The organism is Sphingobium sp. YBL2 (assembly GCF_000943805.1).
Classification (GTDB): domain Bacteria; phylum Pseudomonadota; class Alphaproteobacteria; order Sphingomonadales; family Sphingomonadaceae; genus Sphingobium; species Sphingobium fuliginis.
The window spans coordinates 2,506,259-2,530,848 of record NZ_CP010954.1 but is presented as its reverse complement, the minus strand read 5'-3'; the positions used below and the strand labels follow the sequence as shown (position 1 = coordinate 2,530,848).

General features: G+C 66.3%; 25 protein-coding genes. 11 read left to right on the top strand and 14 right to left on the bottom strand.

What is annotated here, in order from left to right; translation table 11 throughout:
• Positions 1-16 precede the first annotated feature (16 nt).
• The 4 genes from TZ53_RS11600 to TZ53_RS11585 all read right to left on the bottom strand — a co-directional run bounded on the left by TZ53_RS11600 (position 17) and on the right by TZ53_RS11585 (position 4,547).
• Positions 17-382 carry a hypothetical protein gene (locus TZ53_RS11600; RefSeq protein WP_025547345.1) on the bottom strand — a complete coding sequence of 122 codons (366 nt, stop codon included), beginning with the start codon at positions 380-382 and terminating at the stop codon, positions 17-19.
• A gap of 209 nt (positions 383-591) precedes the next feature.
• Complete coding sequence (locus tag TZ53_RS11595) at positions 592-1,422, bottom strand: sulfite exporter TauE/SafE family protein (RefSeq protein WP_025547343.1); 831 nt, start codon at positions 1,420-1,422, stop codon at positions 592-594.
• Positions 1,423-1,751: 329 nt separating this feature from the next.
• Complete coding sequence (locus TZ53_RS11590) at positions 1,752-2,654, bottom strand: phasin family protein (RefSeq protein ID WP_044661357.1); 903 nt, start codon at positions 2,652-2,654, stop codon at positions 1,752-1,754.
• A 153-nt stretch (positions 2,655-2,807) separates the two neighbouring features.
• Positions 2,808-4,547 (bottom strand): PHA/PHB synthase family protein, encoded by a 1,740-nt coding sequence (locus tag TZ53_RS11585; RefSeq protein WP_044661356.1) that lies wholly within the window; start codon positions 4,545-4,547, stop codon positions 2,808-2,810.
• 139 nt (positions 4,548-4,686) lie between these two features.
• Here TZ53_RS11585 and TZ53_RS11580 point away from each other — a divergent pair, with 139 nt between their 5' ends.
• The 4 genes from TZ53_RS11580 (at position 4,687) to TZ53_RS11570 (ending at position 7,187) form a co-directional block, all read left to right on the top strand.
• Positions 4,687-5,895 carry an LL-diaminopimelate aminotransferase gene (locus TZ53_RS11580; RefSeq protein WP_025547340.1) on the top strand — a complete coding sequence of 403 codons (1,209 nt, stop codon included), beginning with the start codon at positions 4,687-4,689 and terminating at the stop codon, positions 5,893-5,895.
• Positions 5,892-6,047, top strand: coding sequence for a hypothetical protein (locus TZ53_RS27920; RefSeq protein ID WP_084694405.1), 156 nt, complete (start codon positions 5,892-5,894; stop codon positions 6,045-6,047). The genes TZ53_RS11580 and TZ53_RS27920 overlap by 4 nt, the downstream gene beginning before the upstream one ends.
• Positions 6,048-6,177: 130 nt before the next feature.
• A complete protein-coding gene (locus TZ53_RS11575; protein ID WP_025547338.1) occupies positions 6,178-6,654 on the top strand; it encodes a DUF2721 domain-containing protein in 477 nt (158 codons plus the stop codon).
• Positions 6,651-7,187 carry a (2Fe-2S)-binding protein gene (locus TZ53_RS11570; RefSeq protein WP_044661355.1) on the top strand — a complete coding sequence of 179 codons (537 nt, stop codon included), beginning with the start codon at positions 6,651-6,653 and terminating at the stop codon, positions 7,185-7,187. The genes TZ53_RS11575 and TZ53_RS11570 overlap by 4 nt, the downstream gene beginning before the upstream one ends.
• A gap of 21 nt (positions 7,188-7,208) precedes the next feature.
• Here TZ53_RS11570 and TZ53_RS11565 read toward each other — a convergent pair whose 3' ends face one another.
• From TZ53_RS11565 to TZ53_RS11555, 3 genes are all read right to left on the bottom strand, one after another.
• The gene (locus TZ53_RS11565) at positions 7,209-8,018 is read right to left on the bottom strand and encodes a DODA-type extradiol aromatic ring-opening family dioxygenase (RefSeq protein ID WP_044661354.1); all 810 of its coding nucleotides are present in this window, start codon (positions 8,016-8,018) and stop codon (positions 7,209-7,211) included.
• Between the two features lie 94 nt (positions 8,019-8,112).
• Complete coding sequence (locus TZ53_RS11560; RefSeq protein WP_044661353.1) at positions 8,113-10,680, bottom strand: HWE histidine kinase domain-containing protein; 2,568 nt, start codon at positions 10,678-10,680, stop codon at positions 8,113-8,115.
• Complete coding sequence (locus tag TZ53_RS11555) at positions 10,673-11,206, bottom strand: biliverdin-producing heme oxygenase (protein ID WP_037481584.1); 534 nt, start codon at positions 11,204-11,206, stop codon at positions 10,673-10,675. Before TZ53_RS11555 ends, TZ53_RS11560 begins: the two co-directional genes overlap by 8 nt.
• Positions 11,207-11,432: 226 nt before the next feature.
• On the opposite strand from TZ53_RS11555, the gene TZ53_RS11550 reads away from it, so the two are divergent.
• The 3 genes from TZ53_RS11550 (at position 11,433) to TZ53_RS11540 (ending at position 13,821) form a co-directional block, all read left to right on the top strand.
• Positions 11,433-12,365, top strand: coding sequence for an RcnB family protein (locus TZ53_RS11550; protein ID WP_037481581.1), 933 nt, complete (start codon positions 11,433-11,435; stop codon positions 12,363-12,365).
• Positions 12,366-12,479: 114 nt separating this feature from the next.
• On the top strand, positions 12,480-13,157 hold the full coding sequence (locus tag TZ53_RS11545; RefSeq protein WP_044661351.1) for a prolyl hydroxylase family protein: 678 nt from the start codon (positions 12,480-12,482) through the stop codon (positions 13,155-13,157).
• 193 nt (positions 13,158-13,350) lie between these two features.
• Positions 13,351-13,821 (top strand): RcnB family protein, encoded by a 471-nt coding sequence (locus TZ53_RS11540; RefSeq protein WP_025547327.1) that lies wholly within the window; start codon positions 13,351-13,353, stop codon positions 13,819-13,821.
• Between the two features lie 218 nt (positions 13,822-14,039).
• Here TZ53_RS11540 and TZ53_RS11535 read toward each other — a convergent pair whose 3' ends face one another.
• On the bottom strand, positions 14,040-15,620 hold the full coding sequence (locus TZ53_RS11535) for a lysine--tRNA ligase (protein ID WP_044661350.1): 1,581 nt from the start codon (positions 15,618-15,620) through the stop codon (positions 14,040-14,042).
• Positions 15,621-15,861: 241 nt separating this feature from the next.
• Between TZ53_RS11535 and TZ53_RS11530 the strand changes: the two genes are divergently transcribed.
• The 3 genes from TZ53_RS11530 (at position 15,862) to TZ53_RS11520 (ending at position 19,622) form a co-directional block, all read left to right on the top strand.
• Complete coding sequence (locus tag TZ53_RS11530; RefSeq protein ID WP_044661349.1) at positions 15,862-16,218, top strand: PilZ domain-containing protein; 357 nt, start codon at positions 15,862-15,864, stop codon at positions 16,216-16,218.
• Between the two features lie 53 nt (positions 16,219-16,271).
• A complete protein-coding gene (locus TZ53_RS11525) occupies positions 16,272-19,007 on the top strand; it encodes an ATP-dependent DNA helicase (protein WP_044661348.1) in 2,736 nt (911 codons plus the stop codon).
• A 72-nt stretch (positions 19,008-19,079) separates the two neighbouring features.
• The gene (locus TZ53_RS11520; RefSeq protein ID WP_044661347.1) at positions 19,080-19,622 is read left to right on the top strand and encodes a SixA phosphatase family protein; all 543 of its coding nucleotides are present in this window, start codon (positions 19,080-19,082) and stop codon (positions 19,620-19,622) included.
• A 121-nt stretch (positions 19,623-19,743) separates the two neighbouring features.
• Here the strand turns inward: TZ53_RS11520 and TZ53_RS11515 are convergent, their stop codons facing one another.
• From TZ53_RS11515 to rpmF, 5 genes are all read right to left on the bottom strand, one after another.
• Positions 19,744-20,097, bottom strand: a complete 354-nt coding sequence (locus TZ53_RS11515) for a MerR family transcriptional regulator (protein WP_044661346.1) — start codon at positions 20,095-20,097, stop codon at positions 19,744-19,746.
• 72 nt (positions 20,098-20,169) lie between these two features.
• The gene (gene ihfA, locus TZ53_RS11510; RefSeq protein ID WP_007687990.1) at positions 20,170-20,466 is read right to left on the bottom strand and encodes an integration host factor subunit alpha; all 297 of its coding nucleotides are present in this window, start codon (positions 20,464-20,466) and stop codon (positions 20,170-20,172) included.
• A 568-nt stretch (positions 20,467-21,034) separates the two neighbouring features.
• Positions 21,035-22,003: a beta-ketoacyl-ACP synthase III gene (locus TZ53_RS11505; RefSeq protein ID WP_044661345.1), complete on the bottom strand. Its 969-nt coding sequence runs from the start codon at positions 22,001-22,003 to the stop codon at positions 21,035-21,037.
• Positions 22,000-23,025 (bottom strand): phosphate acyltransferase PlsX, encoded by a 1,026-nt coding sequence (plsX, locus tag TZ53_RS11500; protein WP_037481578.1) that lies wholly within the window; start codon positions 23,023-23,025, stop codon positions 22,000-22,002. Before plsX ends, TZ53_RS11505 begins: the two co-directional genes overlap by 4 nt.
• A 68-nt stretch (positions 23,026-23,093) precedes the next feature.
• Positions 23,094-23,273 (bottom strand): 50S ribosomal protein L32, encoded by a 180-nt coding sequence (gene rpmF / locus TZ53_RS11495; RefSeq protein ID WP_013848214.1) that lies wholly within the window; start codon positions 23,271-23,273, stop codon positions 23,094-23,096.
• Between the two features lie 207 nt (positions 23,274-23,480).
• Between rpmF and TZ53_RS11490 the strand changes: the two genes are divergently transcribed.
• A complete protein-coding gene (locus tag TZ53_RS11490) occupies positions 23,481-23,912 on the top strand; it encodes an MAPEG family protein (protein ID WP_025547313.1) in 432 nt (143 codons plus the stop codon).
• A gap of 2 nt (positions 23,913-23,914) precedes the next feature.
• Here TZ53_RS11490 and TZ53_RS11485 read toward each other — a convergent pair whose 3' ends face one another.
• Positions 23,915-24,571, bottom strand: a complete 657-nt coding sequence (locus tag TZ53_RS11485; protein WP_025547311.1) for an MBL fold metallo-hydrolase — start codon at positions 24,569-24,571, stop codon at positions 23,915-23,917.
• Between the last annotated feature and the right edge of the window lie 19 nt (positions 24,572-24,590).

The following is a 24,590-nucleotide window of genomic DNA, read 5'->3' as shown; positions in this document are numbered from 1 at the left end:
CCAGCCCATGTCATGGTCAGCGACCGGAACCGTGGACCCGCACCTGCCCGGTGCGATAGCCCTTCTCGCGCATTTCCTTCGCATAGTCGCGGCGGGCGTCGGCCAGTTCCGCGCGATATTCGTCCCAGGCGTCGCGCTCATCCTCCGCATCGGTGGCGTGGCGCAGGTCGTGGGCCAGTTCCTTGCGGGCCTCCGCAACATCGGTGCGATAGTTGAACCAATATTTATTCTGCACGCCCGCAATCGGCGCGGGCAGGGTCATGTCGTCCTCCATCGCGGCGAGCCTTTCCTCATAGCTCATCGCGCCATGGGGCATGGCCGTTGCGGAAAGCGGCGCCATGGCGAGCATGGCAAGGGCGCTGGCGACAGTCGAGCGTTTCATGTCTCTTCTCCTCTTCCTCGTCCCGATGGGGGGTCAACGTGCGAGGAAAGGGATTTTGCGCATGAACGGTTGTGCAGAATGGATGAAGCGCATCCCTGCGGCGACCGGCGGAAAAGAGAAACCGGCCGGAAATAACCTTATTTCAATAGGTTATGGCAAAATCCCGCCCATGGCCCTTGCAGCGGCCATGGGCGGGAAGGGGAAGCGGGTCACATGCGGATCGCGTTGCGGAACATGACGAAGGCGATGATCACCAGATAGACGCCGAAGATCTTCTTGAGCGGGGCGGCGGGCATGGCGTGCGCGACGGCGACGCCCAGCGGCGCGGTGAGCACGGACATGGAGGCGATGGCGAGCGTCGCGGGGATGTTGACATAGCCCAGCGATCCCCAGGGCAGGCCGCCTTCCTTGAGGCCGATCAGCGCGAAGCCGATGGCGCTGGGAATGGCGATGAGCGTGCCGATGCCCGACGCGGTGGCGATGGCGCGGTGGATCGAGCGGCCGCACAGCGTCATCACCATGATGGCGATGGTGCCGCCGCCGATGCCGAGCAGGGCGGAGAAGGTGCCCAGGCCCCCGGCGATGCCGACGCGGGCGATGCCCGAGGGCATGGTGTCGCTGATCACCTTGCCGCCGACCTTGGGCAGCAGGAAGTTGAGCGACATCAGGAACACGCCGATCGCGAAGATCATGGTCAGGATGCGTCCGTCGACATGGCCGGCCAGCAGCACGCCCGCGCCGTCGCCCAGGATGATCCACGGCGCCCAGGTCTTGAGCACCTCGAACTCCACCGCGCCGCGCTTGGCATGGGCGAGGAGGGAACGGATCGACGTCACGATGATCGTCGCCGCCGACGTGCCGATGGCGACATGGGCGATGGCGTCATGCGTGCCGCCCAGCAGCGGCAGCACCACGAACAGCGCAGGCACCACCACGAAGCCGCCGCCGATCCCGAAAATCCCCGCCGCGAAACCGGCGAACAGTCCCGCCCCCAGCATCGCGACCAGCGGCAGGAGCCAGGTCATCACGTCACCGTGCATCAGCGCTGCTCCCCTGCCGGTGCCGTGCGGGCGGCGTTATGGGGAAGATGCCCTGGTGGATCAAGGCGGCGGAAGCTGTGCAATCGACCATGATGGAAACCCATGCCTCTCTTCGGCGGAATGTAAGTGGCGGGGACGATCAACTGCCCCACATCTTCCCAAGACGAACGACGTTGGGGAACCCGCAAAGGAGAGGCGCAATATTGTGGGGGAGCGGGAGAGGATGCGGGTGGATTCCAGCGCCCGGACCGGGCATCTGCGCGCTGCGCAAAAAAGAAAACGGCCCCGATCACGGAGCCGTTTCCCTGTTTCAGAAAACCGAGGGGGGATCAGGCGGCGAGCGCCTTCACCTTGTCGGTCACCACGGTCACGCGGGCGGTCAGCGGCGAGGCCACGTCGCCGGCCAGCTTCATCAGCGCTTCGCTGCTCTTGGCCGCTTCCTTGGTGAATTCGTCGAAGCTGCTGGAGAGCAGCTGGCTCTGGAGCTGGAAGAATTCGGTCGGCGTCTTCACGGTCGAGAAGCTCTTGAACGAGGCAGTCGCCTTTTCGAAGCTCTTGCGGCTGTAGTCCACGGCTTCCTGGCCCAGGGTCTCAAAGCCCTTGGCCGCGATCTTGCCGGATTCGACCAGCGCTTCGACATTGCCCTTGGCGATGTCGCTGAACTCCTCGATCGCCTTGGTCGACTTCTCGACGCTCACCTTCGCCTTCTCGTTCAGGTCGGCATAGACCGTTTCGAGCTTGGCCTTGGTTTCTTCAGCGAATTTCTTTCCGGTCTCGATCACGTCGTTCATCATCTTCGTTCCTTCTGTGGCGGGCAGCAACATGGGCTCTAGCGGCCCGGCCTTGGACGACAGGCTCTTCCATAGCTCCGGTTCGGTCGGCGTCGGTTCCGCAACCGGCTCAAACTTCGGCGTCTTCACCGCCGGCGCCGCGGCGACGGGGGTGGGTTCGGGCGTCGCATCCTTCACCAGCTCGGGCTCAGGCGCGGCGTCGACCGCCGTGGTCGCCGCGATCACCGCCACCGGATCGGCCTTCGCCACGGGCGCCGGCCTGGCGGCCGGAGCGACGGGCTTGGGCGGCGCCGGTTTCCTGACGGCGGGCTTCGCCTTCGTCGGGGCCGGGGCCTTGATCGCAGCTTCGGCGGCCTTGAGCGCCTCACTGGCGGACAGGGTCGACGACGACGCCTTCTTGGCGGCAGGCTTCTTACGCACTGGCTTTGGGGTAACGGCCATGGACCAACCTCCATTTGTTGCAGTGCACAATATAGGGATCGAAATGCGGTTGCAAGTGTTTTTGTGCAGTGCAACAAAATTGCCTCATACGGCCCGTCGCTGCAACGAGGCGGGCTGCCGCAAACCCTGTCCCCCCTGTCCCATGTGAAGGAACTAACGGGTTTTCACATAGCGGCCGGGCGCATCCTCAATGGCCTTGAGTCGGCCCCTGCCCGGGCGGCGGGCGCCCTTCACCGGGACCGTGGCGGGGGTCTGCCCGCGAATCCACTCGATCCAGTCGGGCCACCAGCTCCCCTTCGTCTCCTTCGCCTGTGCAAGGAAGGCCTCCAGGGTGGGCTGCGATTCGGTGCAGGTCCAATATTGATATTTGCCGGCGGCGGGCGGGTTCACCACGCCCGCTATATGCCCCGACCCCGCCAGCAGGAAACGGATCGGGCCGGAGAAATGTTCGGTCAGTTTCCACACGCTTTCCAGCGGGGCGATATGATCTTCCCGTCCTGCCTGCACATAGGCGGGTGTCCTGACCCGGCGCAGGTCGATGGGCGTGCCCGCGACGCTGATCGCGCCCGGCCGGACCAGCAGGTTGTCGCGATAGAGCTGGGTCAGATAATCCCTGTGCCAGCGCGCCGGCAGGTTGGTGGTGTCGCCATTCCAGTAGAGCAGGTCGAAGGGCGGATAATCCTGCCCCAGCAGGTAATTGTTGACCACATAGTTCCAGATGAGGTCGCGCCCGCGCAGCAGGTTGAAGGTCGCGGCCATGTAGCGCCCGTCGAGGAAGCCGCCGGAGGAAAGCTGCTCCACCATCTTCATCTGCTCGTCATCGACGAACAGGCTGAGGTCCCCTGCCTTGCTGAAATCGACCTGGGCGGTGAAGAAGGTGGCGCTGGCGACCTTTTCTCCCTCCCCCCGCGCCGCCAGCAGCGCCAGTGTGGCGGCAAGGGTGGTGCCCGCGACGCAATAGCCGATGGCGTGGGCGCCGGGCACGCCCAGCAGGTCGCGCACCGTGTCGATCGCGTCGATCTGGCCGTTCAGTATATAATCGTCCCAGACCAGGTCCTTCATCGAGGCGTCGGCCGATTTCCACGACACCAGGAAGACGCTGATCCCCTGGTCCACGGCCCATTTGACGAAGCTTTTTTCCGGCGACAGGTCGAGAATGTAGAAGCGGTTGATCCATGGCGGGAAGATGATCAGCGGCGTTTCCAGCACCTTGTCCGTCGTCGGGGCATAGTGGATCAACTGGTAGAGCGGCGTTTCCCTGATCACCTTGCCCGGCGTGGAGGCGATGTTGCGGCCAAGCTCGAACGCCGTGCCGTCCGTGTGGGTGAGCTGGCCCTTTTCCAGATCGGCCAGCATGTGCTGGAGGCCCTTGACCAGATTCTCGCCGCCGCTCTGGATCGTCTTCTGCACGACCAGCGGGTTGGTCAGCGGGAAATTGCTGGGGGCGATGGCGTCGAGCAGGCCGGTGGTGGCAAAGCGCAGCTTTGCCTTCTGCTTCGGATCGACGCCGTCCACCGCGTCGGCCAGCTTCATCAGATAATCCGAGAGCAGCAGGTAACTTTGCCGGATCAGGTCGTAGAAGGGATGCTCGGTCCAGGCCGGGTCGGCGAAGCGGCGGTCGCGCGCGGCGGCGGGGCTGCCCGAGGGCGGCGGCTCCGGCTGGTCGCGCAGCAGGCCGCCGGAATCCAGGAAACGCTGCCACAGCGCCAAGCCTTCGTCGGCGAAGCCGGTCTGGATGCGCGCCACGGCTTCGGGATCGAAGGGCAGCGTGCGCCCGGTCGCGCCCGCCGCCTGTTCCAGCAGCAACTGCTGCGCCCGGCCCAGCACCTGCGTCCATTGCTGCATGTCCTCCAGCGTGGGGAGATGGGGTTCCATGACGTCCTGTGCTTTCATGGCCACCTTCCTTCGCCTGGCATGGTCCGGTCCGCCGCTTTCTCTGGCGTGTCGCGGGCTGGCGGGTTATAGCCGGATCGTGACAAGCCGAATGCGCGTCACGCACTATTCCTTACAGCGAGCTTTCAGGAAAGCCCCAATGTCCGAAGAATTCTACCGCATGAAGCGTCTGCCGCCCTATGTCATCGCCGAAGTGAACGCGATGCGGGCCGCCGCACGCGCCGCGGGGGAGGACATTATCGACTTAGGCATGGGCAATCCCGACCTGCCGCCGCCCGACCATGTCATCGCCAAGCTGTGCGAGGTCGCGCAGAAGCCGAGCGCGCACGGCTATTCCCAGTCGATGGGGATTCCGGGGCTGCGCCGGGCGCAGGCCAATTATTATGGCCGCCGCTTCGGCGTCGATCTGGACCCGGAGACCGAGGTGGTCGTGACCATGGGGTCGAAAGAGGGCCTCGCCAGCCTGGCCACCGCGATCACCGCGCCGGGCGACGTCGTGCTGGCGCCCAATCCCAGCTATCCGATCCACATGTTCGGCTTCATCATCGCGGGCGCGACCATCCGATCCGTGCCGACCACGCCGGACGAACATTATTGGCAGTCGCTGGAACGGGCCATGGCCTTCACCGTGCCGCGTCCGTCGATCCTCGTGGTGGGCTATCCCAGCAATCCGACGGCGGAGACGGTCGACCTCGCCTTCTACGAGCGGCTGGTCGCCTGGGCGAAGGAGAACAAGGTCTGGGTGCTGAGCGACCTTGCCTATTCCGAGCTTTATTATGACGGCAATCCGACGCCCTCCATCCTGCAGGTGCCGGGCGCCAAGGATGTCGCGGTCGAGTTCACCTCGCTCAGCAAGACCTATTCCATGGCGGGCTGGCGCATCGGCTTCGCCGTGGGCAACCGGCAACTGATCGCGGCGTTGAAGCGGGTGAAGTCCTATCTGGACTATGGCGCGTTCACGCCGATCCAGGCGGCGGCCTGCGCGGCATTGAACGGGCCGCAGGACATCGTGCAGAAGAACCGCGAACTCTACCACAAGCGCCGCGACGTGATGGTGGAGGCCTTTGGCCGGGCGGGCTGGGACATTCCCGCGCCCAAGGCGTCGATGTTCGCCTGGGCGCCGCTGCCCCCTGCCCTCAAGGACATGGGGAGCCTGGAATTTTCCAAGCAGCTCCTTACCCATGCCAAGGTCGCGGTCGCGCCGGGGGTCGGCTATGGCGAGGATGGCGAGGGTTATGTCCGCATCGCCATGGTGGAGAATGAGCAGCGGCTGCGGCAGGCCGCGCGCAATATCCGGCACTATCTGAAGTCCATGGGCGTCAACACGCCGGCCAAGGGCGCTGCCTGAGGAATATAGGCCTGAGGAATATAGGCCTGAGGAATATAGGCCTGAGGAATATAGGCCTGAGGAATATAGGCCTGAGGAATATAGGATTGCGCTCCTGCGGAGGCGCTGAAGCGGGACAGGCGGCTCGCATTCAGCCCGGTTCGGAGGGTTGAGTGATGCCCGGACGGCGGAACTGGGCTCCTGCCTTCGCAGGCGCGCGTTTCCTTCAAGTCATGATGGCGTGAGTCCCATGCCATCATTTCAACCCTTGCCATTTCCTTCGCGCTGCGCTGCTGTGAAACGATGATCGCACTCCCCCAGGTTTCCCAGGTCGCACAGACTATTCAGCTCGCTTTGGCTCCTGTCTTCCTGCTTGCGGGTATCGGGGCGTTCCTGAACGTCTGCGTCGGGCGGCTGGCGCGGATCATCGACCGGGCGCGGAAGGTGGAGGAGAAGATCCTCGCGTCCCGCGGCAAGGAACATGACCGGATGGTCAGCGAAATCCGCGTGCTGGACCGGCGGATGAGCGTGGTCAATGGCGCGATCTTCCTGTCGGTGGCGTCGGCCTGCGCCGTCTGTCTGGTGGTCATCCTGCTGTTCGCGGCCAATCTGTTCGGGGTGCATCTGGGCACGCCGATCGCGATCCTCTTCATCCTGGCCATGGTGTTGCAGGCGGCGGCCTTCGGCACCTTCATCCAGGAAATCCGGCTCGCCTCGCGCACCATCCACATCCGCAACGAGGTGCTCTACCACAAGGTCGAGGAAGAGGGCGCGGGATGACGAAGTTCACGGTCAACGACCGGCCCGTCCAATATCGCATGGACCCGGCGACGCCGCTGCTGTGGGCGCTGCGCGACGCATCGAACCTGACCGGGACGAAATATGCCTGCGGCACGGGCGATTGCGGCGCCTGCACGGTCGACATAGACGGGGAAGCCGTACGCTCCTGCCAGGTGACGATCGCCGCCACGGAGGGCAAGTTCGTCACCACCATAGAGGGATTGTCGCCCGACCGCGGCCATCCGCTGCAACAGGTGTTCGCGGCGGACAATGTCTCGCAATGCGGTTACTGCATCCCCGGCGTCATCATGGCGGCGTCGGTGCTGCTGCGGCGGACCAGCGATCCGGGCGACGAGGAGATCGACGCGGCGATCACCAATATCTGCCGGTGCGGCATCTATCCCCGGTTGCGGGGTGCGATCCAGCGGGCGGGACGGGTGATGCGGGGCGAGGAAGTGGTGGACGCCGTGCCGCCATCCGGCATCACGCCGGACGAAGCGGCGAAGGCGGTTCCGGCGCTGCGGAAGCCCTGAGGCCATCCGCGTTCCTGCGGTTCAGCCGAAGCGGTAGCCCGACACGGCCCAGCCCAGCACATTGCTGGCGTGGTCGCGCACGGCCGCATCCTCCCCGCCCGCGCCCAGGGCGACCATCAGCGGCAGGAGATGTTCCTCGCGCGGATGGGCGAAGCGGGCATGGGGCAGGTCGGCCCAGGCGGCGACGCGCTGCGCCCGGCTGGCCGGATCGGGGTCGGTGACGGCGGCGGTCAGGGCTTCGTCCCAGAGCATCGAAGGCTGGGTCGCCTGTGCGCCGCGCACGCGCAGATTGTGGAAGCTCATTCCCGATCCGATGATGAGGACGCCCTCGTCGCGCAGCGGCGCGAGCGCCCGGCCTGCGGCGAGATGCGCGTCGGGATCGAGATCGCCGCGGAGCGAGAGCTGGGCGACGGGGATGTCGGCCTGCGGCAGGGCGACCTTCATCGGGATGAAGACGCCATGGTCCCAGCCGCGCTCATCCTCCCTGCCGGTGGGGAAGCCCGCCTGTTCCAGCAGGCCGGCGGCGCGGCGGGCGAGCGCGGGCGCGCCGGGCGCATCCCAGCGGAGCGCATATGTGTGCGGGGGAAAGCCGTAATAGTCGAACAGCAGGCCGGGCCTTTCGCCGTCATGGACGGTGAACCGGCTTTCCTCCCAATGGCCGGAGACCAGCAGGATCGCACGGGGGCGTTCGGGCAGGGTCGCGACGATGCCCGCCAGATAGTCCTGCATCGGCTGCCACATCGGGTCGCAATGCGGGCGATCGGGGTCGCTGGGGTCCATGAAGAAGCAGGGGCCGCCGCCATGGGGGATGAAGAGAGTCGGTTGTCTCATGCCCAGGAGATCGGATGGATTTGAGCGCGGCGCAAGCGGGGCGCTGGAAACGGACTGTTTCGGGTGGGGCGTGAAAGGCGGCGGCGGGCGGCCCTCAAGCTCCGTTTTCTTCCAGCACGGGGGCGATGGCCTGGGCCAGAGTGGCGCCGGAATAGGGCTTTTTGAGCAGGGTCACGTCGCCGAAGCGTTCGGGCAGGTCCAGCCCGTCGCCATAGCCGGTGGCGAAGAGGAAGGAGACGCCCTTTTCCGCCAGCAGTTCCGCCACGGGAAGGCTGGTTTCATTGCCGAGGTTGAAGTCCAGGACCGCCAGATCGACGTCATGGTTCGCGATCGCATCCCGCGCGCGGCTGACGCTGGCGGCGGTGATCACTTCGGCGCCGAGGTCGCGCAGCGCGTCCTCGCCATCCATGGCGATGATCATATTGTCTTCGACCAGCAGGACGTTGCGCCCCTTGAGCAGCGTCGGCGTGGGCGCCGGGGCGGGGCTGGCGCGTTCGATGCCGACGACGTCGGGCAGGACGGAGGCGACATGGGCGGAGGGGATGCAGAATCGCGCCTCCAGACCGGAAAGGCGGTAATGCACCTCCGCCCGGCCATCGAGATCATAGGGGATGGACCGTTCGATCACGGTCGATCCGAAGCCCCGGCGGGTGGGCGCGACCACGGCCGGCCCGCCGCTTTCCCGCCAGTCGAGCAGCAGGCTACCGTCGGCATCGACCCTCCAGCCGATGGCCACGCTGCCATTGTCGGACAGAGCGCCATATTTGGCGGCGTTGGTCAGCATCTCATGGATCACCAGCGCCAGCACCGTGAAGGCGGCCGGGGTGAGCAGCACATTGGGACCGGTCAGCTTCACCCGGTCGCGCCGTTCGGCCAGATAGGCGGCCGATTCCACCTCGATCAGGTCGTAGAGCCGGGCGGGCGCCCAGCGGTCGGCGGTGATCTGGTCATGGGCGCGGGCCAGGGCGTGGACGCGGCTTTCCAGCGTGTCGATGAACTGGTCGACCGATTCGGCGCTGTCGCGGGTCTGGGACAGCAGCCCCCGGATCAGCGAGAGGATGTTGCGGACGCGATGATTGAGTTCCGCGATCAGCAATTCCTGCTTCTCATGCGCCTTCTGCCGTTCATCATGGGCGGAATCGGACAGGCGCAATATGACTTCCAGCAGGGCGGTGCGCAGCGCCTCCGCCACGCGCAGTTCGGCGGCGGTGAAGGGCACGGCGGCGCCGCGCACCAGTTCCGACCATTGTTCGAAGCTCTTGCGCGGGGTCAGGCGGGGGCCGTTGGGGCCATATTCGATATGCTTTTCCGGGCTTCCCGCCCAGCGCACCGAGCGGAGCTGTTCCGCCCGGAACAGCACCACATAGTCGCGCGGGCGGCGCGAGAGCGGGATGGCGAGCAGCCCCGCCGCCCGGTCGGCATGGGCGGACGATTCGGGCAGCAGGCGCGCCATATGATCGGTGGTGAAGACCTGGCCGGCGGCGGCCCGGTTCAGCATGGCGACGATGGCGGCGAAGCTTCGCTCGTCCGGGGCGAGGCCGGAAAAGGTCATCTGGCCGTCGATATAGACGCCGACGCCGTCGGCCGGGATGGTGTCGAAGATCACCTCGCCCAGCCAGCGGGCGTTGGACAGCAGGTCATGGTCCTGCGCCACCGCCGACATCAGCCGGTCGGCCACCTGCCGCGCCTTGCCCTCATAGGCGGAGGTTTCGCTGCGCTCCCGGTTTTCGAGCATCATCGAGAAGATCTGGCCGAACAGTTCGGCGGCGCTGCGCTGCGCGAAGCTGGGCAGGCGGGGGCCATAATGGTGGCAGGCGAACAGGCCCCAGAGCCGCCCTTCGACGACGATCGAGATGGAGAGCGAGGCCCCTACCCCCATATTGCCGAGATATTCGATATGGATGGGCGACACCGCCCGCGTCAGGCAGAGCGACATGTCGAGCGCGGCGCCAGAGGGGTCGAGCTGCGGCACGATGGGAACCGGCTGCGCCTGCACGTCCGCGATCACGCGGAAGATGTTGCGCAGGTAGAGCGCCCGCGCCTGCGCCGGAATGTCGGACGCGGGATAATGCAGGCCGAAGAAGCTGTCGATGCCGGGACGCAGCGCTTCGGCCACGACTTCGCCGTCGCCGCCCTCCGCAAAGCGATAGACCATCACCCGGTCGAAGCCCGTCAGCGCCCGCACCTGCCGCGCGCCGTCCCGCAGGAAGGCGGCCATGCCCTGCGTCTGGCCGAGCCGCGACACCATGGAGCGGACCATGCTGCTGGCCTCCATCTCGTCATGGGACGCCGGTTCGGCCTCGATCACGACCAGCGATCCGGAGAAGTGGACGGCGACGTCGAACGGCGCGATCCCGTCGACCAGGGTGAGGGAGAAGATGCGCTCCACCGCGTCGGGGCCGCGCAGCAGGGTGATGCGGTTGCGCAGGGAATGGACCGCCTCCCCGCTGAAGATGCCGCTGATCGGCCGGCCCAGCATCTGTTCGGGCGAAAGACCGATATGATCGGCGCTGTTGGCCGACACGCGCGACACCAGCCAGTCGGCGGTCAGCGCGATCAGGAAACCGAAGGGCTGGACCGTGCCCAGCACATGGATCGGCTCCCGGTCGCAATTGCTGAGGTCGACGGCGAAATCCTGGGCCGGGATATTGCCGTCAGCCATGGACGGGCGCCACTTCGCCCCTGGCGGCGGCGGCGAACAGATCGAATGCGGCCTCCGCGCCGCGAATCGCGTCGCCGATCCATGGCTGGCCCCCATCGGCCGCGGCTTCATCCAGTCGTCGCTGGAAATCCGCCCAGCCGCCCTTTTCATGCACGGCGGACAGATAGGCGCGCGGCAGGCCGGGGCCGACGCGGCGGGCGAGCATGGCGCCGCCCAGGCGCGATCCTTCCAGCGTGTAGCGCAGACCCCAGCGATAGGCATCGGACGGGGGCGCCGGCGCGGCGAGCGGCGCGGGCTGCGGTTCGCCCAGGGCCGCAAGGTCCCGGGTCAGCAGCGGCAGCCGCGGCGCATCGGGGCGGGTCATCCGCTCCAGCGGGGCGAGCGCCCGGGCATGGGCCTTCAGGAAGGCGGCATAGCCGGGGCGATCGTTCAGCGAAAAATGCGAGAACAGGTCGTCGACACGCTGATGGCTTTCCATCGTCGCTTGGCGCAGGGCCTGTCGGGCGCTGCCGGCAGTGGGCGTTATCGTCACCCCGCATTCCTAAGGGGCTTTGCAGGGGCGCGCACTGATCTGGATCAGCTTTTGCCTTCCTTCGGTCACATTTCCGGGGATTTCGGCGCAAAGCAGCCTTTGAGGCGCCGCCGGGGATTCTTTCAAATCGCTGACAGACAAGTTCAGCATCGTGACATCGCACAAGTCCTAAAAGCGACATATGAGGGGCGAATGGCCCCGTGAAACAAAGGCGAACGGCATGTTGAGGAAAATGATGCTGGCGGGCTTGATGACCGCGACGGTACTGGGCGGGATCGCCCCGGCCTATGCCCAGCGGGGCGACGATGGCGGCTGGCGCGGCCGTGGCGGCGAACGGGCCGGCCGGCCCGAAGGCGGCCGTGGCGGCCAGGGCAACGGACAGCCGCAGCGCCAGTGGCAGGGCGGCGAAATGCGGCAGCAGCGGCCGGAACGGCCGGCGCAGGTCGCCCAGCCGCAATGGCGCGGCAATGAGGCGCGGCCCGACCAGCGCGGCCCCGCGACGGTCACCCGCTGGAACCGCGACCAGCAGCGCTTCGAGACCACACCCCGTGGTGGCGAAAGAGGTGGCGGTAATTGGGGTGGCGGCGACAGGGGCGGCGGCAACTGGGGCGGAAACGACCGCGATCGGCAGAACTGGCAGGACAATCGGCGCGACAATGACGGCCGGGACTGGAACCGGAACGACCGGAACCGCAACGACCGGGATCGGGGCGGCTGGGATCGGCGCGACGACCGCAACGACCGCCGCTGGAACGATGACGACCGGCGGTGGAATGGCGGCAATCCGGGCTGGAACAACGGACGGCGCTTCGACGACCGCACCCGGTGGCAAGGACAGAGGCGGTGGGACAATGGCTGGCGCAACGACCGGCGCTATGACTGGTACAGCTATCGTTCCCGCTATGGCGACCGCTACCGGATCGGCCGCTATTATGCGCCGCGCGGCTGGAACTATGGCTATTCGCGCTTTTCCATCGGGATCTTCCTGAACAGCCTGCTCTATTCGAACAGCTACTGGATCGACGATCCCTATTCCTACCGCCTGCCGCCGGCCTACGGCTCGCTGCGCTGGATTCGCTATTATGACGACGCGCTGCTGGTCGACATACGCGACGGCTATGTGGTCGACGTGATCCACGATTTCTTCTGGTGATGCCGGAAGACATGCGCTCCTGAACTGGCCTTCAGGACATACTGGACCTGGGACGGCGACGTTCCAGGTCCTTTTCATTTGCGCAGGGGCGCGGGCCGGTGGCAGGAGAGCGGCATGAGCGAGATTGTTGACGATGGCGGGGTCGCCTCCGCGGCGCGGGCGCGGATCGGGGAGACGGTGCGGGCGCGGCTGGAGCGCAATCCGATGGTCAGCCGGATCGATACGCCGCAGCTTGAAATCTATGGCCGGCACGAATTTCTGAGCGCGGAGGAATGTGCGGGCCTGCGGGAGCTGATCGATGCGGGGGCGCAGCCCTCCACCCTGTTTTCCGGCAGCGCCAATGCCGATTACCGCACCAGCGCGAGCTGCAACCTCAGCCCCTGGAGCCCGCTGGTCGGGGGGATCAGCGACCGCATCTGCGCGCTGATGGGCCTGGCGGCGGAGCATGGCGAGACGCTGCAGGGGCAGCGATACCAGCCGGGCCAGGAATATAAGGCGCATTGCGACTATTTTCCGGTGACGGCCAGTTACTGGCCGGCCATGCTGAAGACCGGGGGACAGCGGAGCTGGACGGCGATGATCTATCTCTCCCCGGTGGAAGCGGGCGGGGAGACGCATTTCCCGCATTGCGGGTTCATGGTCCCGCCCGTCGAGGGCATGCTGCTGATGTGGAACAATATGGAGCGGGACGGATCGCCCAACCGATCCAGCCTGCACGCCGCGCGCCCGGTGGAGCGGGGCACCAAATATGTCGTCACCAAATGGTTTCGCGAGCGGCCCTGGACGCCCTGATCCCCGGACCGCCGGCCCCGGCGGCCCCTGATACAAAGTGCGACATAAATGACTGATTCCTGACCGTTTCATTCCCGGCGTGTTCAGGTGGCGGGGTGCATATCCGTCTTCGTGGTCGGCGGAACCGGTCGGGCCGGGGAAAGTTCTCCCCTCCCCCACCGCACTTCAGCCGCCAGGCAATGGGAGAAGACCTATGCGTAAATTGATCATCTTGGGCCTGATGGCCGCTACCGTCATGCCGGGGGCCGCCATGGCCCAGTCCCGCGCGGAGGTGCGCGACAGCGCCCGTGAGCTGCGCCACGAACAGCGCGACCTGCGCGATGCGCAGCGCTACGGCAACCGGCGCGACGTCCGCGAGGAGCGTCGGGACGTGCGCGAAGCCCGGCAGGAATTGCGCGAGGACTGGCGCGATTACCGCAGGTCGCACCGCGACGTCTATCGCGGCGGCAACTGGCGGGCCCCCTTCCGCTACAATCGCTGGGAAGTCGGCGCGCGGCTTCAGCCCAACTATTATAATTCGCGCTACTATATTTCCGACCCCTATCGCTATCGCCTGCCCCGCGCCGGCGCGAACCTGCGGTGGGTGAGGCATTATAACGACGTGCTGCTGGTCAATGTGCGGACCGGCCGGGTGATGGAAGTGCATCGCGGCTTCTTCTGGTAAGAGCCGCCAGGCGTGAAAAACGAAACGGCCCCCGGAAGATCCGAGGGGCCGTTTCCTTTTGCGCTATGGCGCTTCCGGTCCGTTTACCCCCCTTGGCCGCGCCGCTCGTTTCCGGGCGGGCGCGGCCGATGGCGCGCGCTGGGCGCACCATCAGTCCGAAAGGGGGTGGACCATATGCCGAAACGCCCCGCGCCCCGTTATGTTCCGCCGTGCGCCGCTCAGGCGGCCAGGGCCTCCGCGATCAGGTGGCGGCTGTTTTCGATGCCGTAGAGCGCGATGAAGCTGCCCATCCGGGGCCCCTGGTCGGCCCCCAGCAGGGTCTGGTAGAGCGCCTTGAACCAGTCGCGCAGTTCGGCAAAGCCATAGGCTTCATCCTTGCCGATGGCATAGACGATATTCTGGATGTCCTCCGCCGAGGCGCCTGCGGGCAGGGCGGCGAGTTCGGCGTCCAACCTGCGCAGGGCGGCGGCTTCGCCTTCGGTCGGCGCGCGGCGCTGGAGCGTCGGGGCGACGAAATCGCGGTGATAGGCGAGCGCATGGCCGATCAGCGCGTCCAGTTCCGGATAGCTTTCCGCATTGGCGTCGGCGACATAGTTCTGGAGATAGCCCCAGACCTGTTCGCGGCTGGCGTCGCCCATCACGCCGACCAGATTGAGCAGCAGGCCGAATGTCACCGGCAGGCGGCCCTGCGGCAGCTTGCCGTCATGGATATGGTGCACCGGATTGCCGAGTTGCTGTTCGACCGGCTGGTTCGGATAATTGCCGCGGAACTGCCAATATTCGTCCACGGCGCGGGGGATCACGCCCATGTGGAGCTGCTTCGCCTTCTTCGGTTCGCGATAGGCGTAGAAGGCGAGGCTCTCCTGCGGGCCATAGGTCAGCCATTGTTCCAGACTGAGGCCGTTGCCCTTGGACTTGGAGATCTTTTCGCCCTTCTCGTCGAGGAACATTTCGTAATTGAAGCCCTCGGGCGGGCGGGCGCCGAGCGCGCGGCAGATCTTCGAGGATTGGGTGACGGAATCGATCAGGTCCTTGCCCGCCATCTCATAATCGACGCCCAGCGCGACCCAGCGCATCGCCCAGTCGACCTTCCATTGCAGCTTCGCGCCGCCGGACAGGATCGACCGTTCGATCAGCTCGCCCTCATCCTCGAAGCGGACGAGGCCGGCGTCGGCGTCGATCACCTCGACCGGGACCTGAAGCACGATGCCGCTTTTGGGCGAGATCGGCAGGACCGGCGAATAGGTCGCCTGCCGTTCCTTGCGCAGCGTCGGCAGCATGATGTCCATGATGTCCCGATAGTGGCGCAGGACATTCTTCAGCGCGTCGTCAAAGGCGCCGGACCTGTAGCGCTCCGTGGCGGAGACGAATTCATAGTCGAAGCCGAAGCGGTCGAGAAATTCCCGCAGCATGGCGTTGTTGTGATGGGCGAAGCTTTCGAACTTCCCGAAGGGATCGGGCACCTGCGTCAGCGGCTTGCCCAGATGCTGCGCCAGCATCGCCTGGTTGGGCACATTGTCCGGCACCTTGCGCAGCCCGTCCATGTCGTCGCTGAACGCGATCAGGCGCGTGGGGATGTCCGACAGCGCATGATAGGCGTTGCGGACCATGGTGGTGCGCAGCACTTCGTTGAACGTGCCGATATGCGGCAGGCCGGAGGGGCCATAGCCCGTCTCGAACAGCACATAGCCCTTTTCGGGCGCGCCGTTCTGATAGCGCTTCAGGAGCTTGCGCGCTTCCTCATAGGGCCAGGCCTTGGACGCCTGCGCGGCGGTGCGGATGAGTTCGGACACGGTCATGATGCATGCCCCCCTAAGCATTTTCGCGGCCGTTGAAAACATCTGACGACTCGGAAAACATCATGCGGCGGAAGGAACGGCAAAGGCTTCATTAATATAGATCAAGCTTCATTTTGGACCCGACGCGGCGATTCCAGGTGCCGAAATGGAGACGAATGGCGGCTTTTCCCGCCAGCTCTTTAACTTTGATTAACCCTGTTCAGGCATATTTATCGGGAGCTTAGGGGGCTCAGGAGGGACTATGCAGCCGCGCAGCCGTCACAGAATAACGGTCGATATACCCGTCGTCGTGACGACGGTGCTCGACAGCGTGGAAGGAATGATCGTCGACCTGAGCGAGGGCGGCGCGCAGATTGCGGGCTGCGGCCTGCCGGTGCGCAGCCAGTGCCAGATCGACTATGAGGGCCATGTCGTGTTCGGCACGGTGCAATGGTCCGAAGAGGACCGCATGGGCATCCGCTTCCCCTATGAACTGACCGACGGACCGCTGTTCGACCGGCTGGAGATCGCACGGGCCGCGCGGCTGACGCCGACGGCCTTTCAGCCGCGCATGCCCGGCGGGCGTCCGGGGAGCGGTTTCGGGCGTCGGTTCGGCTGAATCGGGCGCTTTTTCAGGTTTCCCTTTTGTTCCCGTTCGCCTAAGCGGGAGAGGTGATCGACCCCGCTGCCCTGCCCGCCCTTCACGCCAGCCATGGCGGTATATGGCTTCGGGAAGGGGATCGGACCGCAGCGGTCGCCAAGGGCACCGCCATCGCGCGGACGGCGGAAACGCCGACGCTGCTGCTGAACGCGCCGCTGACCGGGCAGCGGCTGGGCTATCCCGATTTGAATGGCCTGGACCTGCTGGAATTGTGGGCCTTCATCCATCCCGAGCGCTTTCTGGTGCCGACGCCCAAGGGGCTGGCCGAAGCGCTGGACCTGCCTCGTCCGGCGAGCGAGGCCGACATTCCCCAATTGTTGCAGGCGGCGACCGGCGCCCTGCTGGCGACGCTGGAAGCCCCCGCATGGACCGAGCGCGAGGGCGGCTGGACGGCGGCGCAGTCGCTGCACCGGTTGCGCTGGCCATGGGCGCCGCTGGTGGCCGGGCGCATCGCCCAGCCGAAGGAGGCGGAGCGTTGGCTCTTCTCCAAATTGCCGGAATGGGAGGAGAGCCCACCCCGCCCTGCCCCCCGTTCGGTATCGCTGCAACCCGACGCGGTGGTGGCGCGGCTGGAGCAGTTGACCGGCGCGGGAGCCGAAGCGCGACCGGGACAGCGCGCCTATGCGGCGGCGGCGGCGGAGGTGTTTCGGCCCAAGGCGCATCGCGACCAGCCCAATATGCTGCTGGCGGAGGCCGGGACCGGGATCGGCAAGACCCTGGGCTATCTCGCCCCCGCATCCCTCTGGGCCGGGGAGGCGCAGGGGACGGTGTGGATTTCCACCTTTACCAAGGCGTTGCAGCGGCAGTTGGACCGGGAGAGTTTGCGCCTGTTCCCCGATCCCGCCGTGGCGGCGAAGCGGGTGGTGGTGCGCAAGGGGCGGGAAAATTATCTCTGCCTGCTGAACCTGGAGGATGCGCTGCAAGGCGGCTTTGCGGGGCGCGCGGCGATCCTGGCGCAACTGGTGGCGCGCTGGGCGGCGTTCACCAAGGATGGCGACATGATCGGCGGCGACCTGCCGGGATGGCTGCCGACCTTGTTCCGGCGCAACGGCTCCACCGCGCTGACCGACCGGCGGGGCGAGTGCATCTATGCGGGCTGTCCGCATTACCGGAAGTGCTTCATCGAGCGATCGGCGCGGGCTTCGGCCGATGCGGACATCGTGATCGCCAATCATGCGCTGGTGATGATCAACGCAGCGCGGGGGCGGGAAACGGGGCAGGCCCCGCAGCGCATCGTGTTCGACGAGGGCCATCATCTGTTCGATGCGGCGGATTCGACCTTTTCCGTCGCCCTGTCGGGGCAGGAAGCCATCGAGCTGCGCCGCTGGGTGATGGGGCCGGAGGGCAATTCGCGGGGGCGTCGTCGGGGTCTGGCGGCGCGGCTGTCGGACCTTGCCAGCTATGACGAGCAGGGCGGCGAGGCGATCCGGGCGGCGGCGGAGGCGGCGAGGGCGCTGCCGGCCGACGAATGGCTGAAGCGGATCGTCGCGGGCGAGCCGTTCGGGCCGGTCGAGGAGCTGCTCGCGGCGGTGCGGGGCACGGTCTATGCGCGGGCCGCCGATGGTGGCGAGGCGGATGCAGGCTATGGGCTGGAGACCGAGCTGGCGGAACCTGACGGCGCGCTGGTCGAGGCGGCGCAGGAGGCGGCGCGGGCGCTGGACGCGCTGCTGCGGCCGCTGACCCATCTTGGCAAGCGGATGGAAGCCGTGATCGAGGAAGCGCCCGACTGGCTGGACGGCGCGGCGCGGGCGCGGGTCGAGGGGGCGATTGCCTCGCTTGGCTGGCGGCGCGATCTGGTGACGGCCTGGCTGGCTCTGCTGGCGCGGATCGGCGGGCCGGCGGACGCGGATTTCGTGGACTGGCTGGCGGTCGAGCGGATCGAGGGGCGGGAGTTCGACATCGGCATCCACCGCCACTGGCTGGACCCGACGCAGCCGCTGGCGCAGGCGGTGCTGAAACCGGCGCAGGGCGTGCTGATCACATCCGCCACGCTGAAGGGCGGCGGCGACTGGGACAATGCGGCGAGCCGGAGCGGGGCGACCCATCTGCCGCGCGGGGCGGAGCAGTTCGAGGCGAGCAGCCCGTTCGACTATCCGGAACGGTCGGAAGTGCTGATCGTCACCGACATCAAGCGCGGCGACATTGCGGCGCTGTCGGGCGCCTATGCCCGGCTGATCGAGGCGGCGGGCGGTGGGACGCTGGGGCTGTTCACCGCGATCCGGCGGCTGCGCGCGGTGCATGCGCGGATCGCCGACCGGCTGGCCCGGGCGGGGCTGCCGCTCTACGCGCAGCATGTCGATCCAATGGATACGGGCACGCTGATCGATATTTTCCGTGACGATCCCCGCGCCTCGCTGCTGGGCACCGATGCCTTGCGCGACGGGGTGGACGTGCCCGGCCATTCGCTGCGGCTGGTGGTGATGGAGGGGGTGCCCTGGTCCAAGCCCACCGTGCTGCACGCGGCGCGCAAGCTGGCGGGCGGCGGAAGCGCCTATGACGACCGGCTGATCCGGGCGCGGATGGCGCAGGCCTTCGGCCGGCTGATCCGACGGGCGGAGGACCGGGGCAGCTTCGTCATCCTGTCCGCCGCCATGCCCAGCCGGTTGTTGAGCGCTTTCCCCGCCGGCACGCCGATCCGCCGCCTGACGCTGGACGAGGCCATCATCTCGGTCAGCGGGCAATCCCGCGCTGGCCTTAACGGTAATGCAACGCTAGGGCTTCAGGGACTCGAATCCGGCACCTGGTGACTGTGTTTTCGTGATTTCCGAGTCAGCAGGCGTTCCACCTGCTTCGAAATCACTCTGGGACCTGGAGAAAAAATGAAGCGGTTGATCCTGTTCCGTCACGCCAAGTCCGATTGGGACGATCCGGTTGCGCGGGACTTCGACCGGCCGCTCAACCGCCGGGGGGAAAAGGCGGCGCTGGTGATGGGGGAATTCGCCAAGGCGCGCGATCTGCATTTCGACATGGTGGTCGCCTCCCCGGCCGTGCGGGTGGTGGAGACGCTGAACGTCTTCTTCACCGGCTATGGCGAGGTGATCGACCCGCATTGGGACCGGCGCATCTATCTCGCCTCCACGCCCACCCTGTTCGACGTGATCCGCGACCTGCCCGACAGCGCCGGCAGCGTGCTGATGTCCGGGCATAATCCGGGTCTGGAGGAACTGGTCCTCGACCTCGTGCCCGACGATGGCGCGAGCCCGTTGCGCGAGGATGTGGAGGTGAAGTTCCCGACCGCTTCGATCGCGGTGATGGACCTGCCCATCGAACATTGGAGCGAGGCGAAGCCCAATATCGCGACCCTGGCCAGCTTCACGCGCCCGCGCGACCTGGACCCGGCGCTGGGGCCGGGATCGCGCTGAACCGGACGGCAACGCCGATCCCCTGACGGTGGGCGGCGGCGATGGGATGACGGCTGTCCGGACGCGACCGGAAAGGCGCATGATGGCGTGCAGCATATATCCAGATCGGAACGTGCGGTCCCTATTCCCCGATCGCCCTGACCAATAGGGCGCGGATGGCTTCCAGGCGCGGCAGCAGATCGGCGTGGGGGGCCGTTTCGCCATTTTTGGGCGCGGGCGCGACCGGCGGCTCGCCACCTCCATCGGCCAGCGCCTTTTGCGCGCCACGGACGGTGAAGCCCTCGACATTCAGCAGATGGTTGATGCGCCGCACCAGCGCCACGTCGGCCGGGCGGTAATAGCGCCGGTTGCCCGATCGCTGGAGCGGACGGAGCTGGGTGAAGCGGGTTTCCCAATAGCGCAATATGTGCTGCGGCAAATCGAGTTCGCTCGCCAGCTCACTGATCGTCAGAAATGCGCCCTCTGCCTTTTCCATGGTCCTGATGTTGCACCTTTAGCGGCGCAAAGGTCAACCTTCGGGAAAATGGCTGTTTTGCCGACGGCCCCCTCAGGCCGAGGCGACGCGGTCCCGCATCGTCTGGCTGGCGCGGAAGGTCAGCACCCGGCGCGGCTCGATCGGCACTTCCACGCCCGTCTTGGGGTTGCGGCCCATGCGCTGCGTCTTGTCGCGCAACACGAAGGTGCCGAAGCTGGAGATCTTCACATTCTCCCCGCGTTCGAGCGCGGCGGACATATGCTCCAAAATGGATTCGATTAAGGTTGCCGCTTCTGCCCGTGAAAGGCCAATATGACGGTTCACGCTCTCCGCGAGATCCGCGCGCGTCAGAGTTCCGTTACCGCTCATCGCATTTCCCCACCTTGACACCCGTCGAGCCTAAATGCGGGTGATCATTTGACAATGTGCGCGATTCTGCATGATTCGGCAAGATGACCACCCGGCGAAATCCTTAAAAAACCGTGAAAAATGGGCGGTGTAGCGGTCCCGCAATGGGACTGGGGAACAATATGGCGCAGGGATGCCATCCATTTTGGGTGACATCGGCCTGGCAAGGGGATGCTGCCGGGGCGCTGGTTGGTTGAGTCGGAAGTGAAGAGGTCTGGAAAGCAGACAGGCCGCTTTTTCTCACCCGTTCGCCCTGTCGAAGGGCTTCGCTTCTTTGGAACCGTGGGCCCGGAAAAAGGCAAGGCGTCGGACGGGCCCGGCGCGAACGGTTCCTTTTTGGCCTGTTCCGGAACGGATTCCGAACGACTGCATCGGATCGGCGGCTCCAGAGCGCGCTGCGTTAAATCCGGCGCAGGTCGCGCGCTCCAGCTTTTTGCTGTCGCATTCTTTCAAGCAGAAAGCCGGTTCCCATTTGTCGACAGGCTCAGGGCCGGCTTTTCCGCACGATGTTCCAGGACCGATCCTGGCCCTACACCCGCAGGACGCAGGCGCCCCAGGTGAAGCCGCCGCCCATCGCCTCCAGCACCAGCAGGTCGCCGGACTGGATGCGCCCGTCGCGCATGGCGAGGTCGAGGGCCAGGGGAACCGATGCGGCGGAGGTGTTCGCATGGCGATCCACCGTCATCACCACCTTTTCCGGCGCGAGCTTCAGCTTGCGCGCGGTCGCATCGAGGATGCGGGCATTGGCCTGGTGCGGGACCAGCCAGTCGATGTCCGCCGCGGTCATGTCGGCAGCGGCCATCACTTCGGTCAGCACCGAGGCCAGATTGGTGACGGCGTGGCGGAAGACTTCCTGTCCCTTCATCCGCAGCTTGCCGACCGTCTGCGTGGTGGAGGGGCCGCCGTCGACATAGAGAAGCTGGTTGTGGCGGCCGTCGGCGTGCAGTTTCGAAGCGAGGATGCCCCGCTTGCCATCGGTGCTTTCCTCCGCGCCCAGCACGACCGCGCCTGCGCCGTCGCCGAAGAGCACGCAGGTGGTGCGGTCTTCCCAGTCGAGGATGCGGCTGAAGGTTTCCGAGCCGATCACGATGGCGTTTCGCGCCGCGCCCGAGCAGATCATGCTGTCGGCCACGGTGATGGCATAGAGGAAGCCGGAGCAGACCGCCGCCACGTCGAAGGCCACGCAATCGTTGATGCCAAGCGCGGCCTGGACGATGGTGGCGGTGGCCGGGAAGGTCTGGTCAGGGGTGGCGGTGGCCAGCACGATCAGGTCGATGTCCTGCGCGGACAGGCTGGCGGCTTCCAGCGCCGCCCTGGCCGCATCGGTGGCGAGCGTCGCTGTGGTTTCACCCTCTCCCGCGATGTAGCGGGTGCGGATGCCGGTGCGCTCGACGATCCATTCGTCGCTCGTGTCCACGGTCTGCGCCAATTCGGCATTGGTGACGGAGCGGACCGGCAGGGCGGAGCCCGTGCCCAGGAGAACGGATCGGCGGATCACTTTGCGGGCAGCTCCATCCTGGATGCCGGGGCGGTCAACCCCTCGATCCCGTGCATGTCGGCGGCGATGCGCCGGGTGATGTCTTCCTCCAGCAGCCGGGCGGCGACATGGACGGCATTGGCGACGCCCTTGTCGTTTGCGCTGCCATGGCTTTTCACGACCACGCCATTGAGGCCGAGGAAAACGGCGCCATTATGGTTGTTGGGGTCGAGATGATGGCGCAGCAGGTGCATCGCGGGCTTGGAGATCAGGAAGCCGAGCTTGGAACGGATCGAGCTGGTGAAGGCGGTGCGCAGCAGGTCGGTGACGAAGCGGGCCGTGCCCTCCGCCGTCTTCAATGCGACATTGCCGGAAAAGCCGTCCGACACGATGACGTCGACATCGCCCCGGCCAATCTTGTCGCCCTCCGTAAAGCCTTCGAAGGACAGCGGCAGGCTGGTCGCGGCGCGCAGGATCGCGGCGGCGTCGCGGATTTCCTCCGTCCCCTTCATTTCTTCCGTGCCGATGTTCATCAGGCGGACGCGGGGCCGCTCCAGATCGAGCGCGATGCGGGCATAGGCGGCGCCCATCACCGCGAACTGGACAAGGTTGCGGGCGTCGCATTCGGTGTTGGCGCCCAGATCCAGCATGACCACGTCATTGTCGCCCAGGGTCGGCAGCATGGCGGCCAGCGCGGGCCGGTCGACGCCCTTCATGGTGCGCAGGGCGAGCTTCGCCATCGCCATCAGCGCGCCGGTATTGCCGGAGGAGACCGCAGCGCCGCAATCGCCCGCCTTCACCGCCGCGATCGCCATGCTCATCGAACTGGTCTTCTTGCGGATGGCGACGCTGGGCTTGTCGCCTGAAGCCACCACATCGGGCGCGTGGACGATTTCCGACGCGGCGCGCAGATTGGGGTGGTTGTCGAGCGCGGACTTGATCCGCGCCTCGTCCCCGAAAAGGGTGAAGCGCAACCCTTCGTGACGGCGACGGGCGAGCGCAACGCCCGCCATCATCACGCGTACGCCTTCATCCCCGCCCATCGCGTCGATTGCGATTCGCGGTTGGCTGGACAAGTTAACGCACCCTTTTCAGGAGAAATGCTTGAGCGTCAGGCCCCGACGGCGACGACTTCACGGCCGTTATAGTGGCCGCAGGCGTCGCAGAGATTGTGCGGGCGCTTCAGTTCGCCGCAGTTCGAGCATTCCTGATAGGCCTCGACACGCAGCGAGTCATGGCTGCGGCGCATGCCGCGGCGGGACGGGGACGTTTTCCTCTTGGGGACAGCCATGTCGGCACCTTATTCCATAAATTGATCTGTTAGTGCGACTGGCCGTATCCGATGGATGACGACGCCAACGGCGCCGCAGACCCATGCGGCCCGGATGATCGCGAAGCCCTGCGCCTATAGCGTTTTTTGGCCCGTGCGCAAGTCCTTCTTGCCCCGCCATGCCGCCGCCCTATTCTGGGGGCGTCGCCATGAAAGGGGGGAAATCCGATGTTGCTGCCGATCACGCTGACGCTGGCCGCCGCCTGCGCGCTGCTCAACATGTGGCTGGGGATTCGATGCGCGCGAATCCGGATTTCGGATCATGTGCTGCACGGCGACGGTGGCAGCGCGCTGTTGGCCAAGCGGATGCGCGCGCATGCCAATTTCATCGAATATGTGCCGGTGACGCTGATTCTCTTCGGACTGGTGGAACTGGCGGTCGGGGCGTCGATCTGGCTCTGGGGCGCGGCGCTGGCGCTGGTGCTGGCGCGAATCGCCCATGGCTTCGGGATGGATGCGGAGAAGCCGACCGTCTGGCGCGGCGCAGGAGCGCTGCTGACCTGGGCGGTGATGGTCGGCATGGCGGTGGCGGCGCTCACTGTCGCCTATGGCGCGACGCGGGAGGTGCCGGCGCCGCCCGCCATGGCGATGGTTCGATAGGGTCAGGCGAGGACGGCATCCCCCACGAAGGGATTGGTGCGGCGTTCATGGGCGAAGTTGCTCATCGGGCCGTGGCCGGGGACGAAGGCCGTGTCGCCGCCCAACGGCCAGAGCTTGCCGGTGATCGCATCGACCAACTGCTGATGATTGCCCATGGGGAAGTCGGTGCGGCCGATCGACCCCTGGAACAGCACGTCCCCGACGATGGCGAGCTTGCTGGGCGCATGGTGGAAGACGACGTGGCCGGGCGTGTGGCCGGGGCAGTGATAGACGTCGAGCGTGAGGTCGCCGACCGTGACCTGATCGCCGTCCTCCAGCCAGCGGTCGGGTTCGAAGCTTTCGCCGTCGATGCCGTATCGGGCGCCGTCCTCGCCCAGCCGGTCGATCCAGAAGCGGTCGGCTTCATGCGGCCCCTCGATCGGAACGCCCAGATCGCGGGCGAGGATGCCCGCCTGACCGCAATGGTCGATATGACCGTGGGTGACGAGGATCTTCTCTATGGTGACGCCATGCTGCTCGGCCGCCCTTTTCAGAATGGGCAGGTCCGCGCCCGGATCGACGAAGGCGCCGCGATGGGTCGCCGTGCACCAGAAGAGCGTGCAATTCTGCTGGAGCGGCGTGACGGGGATCAGGGCGGCTTTGAGGGGCGGAGTCGTCATGGCGCTGATGTGGCGAAGC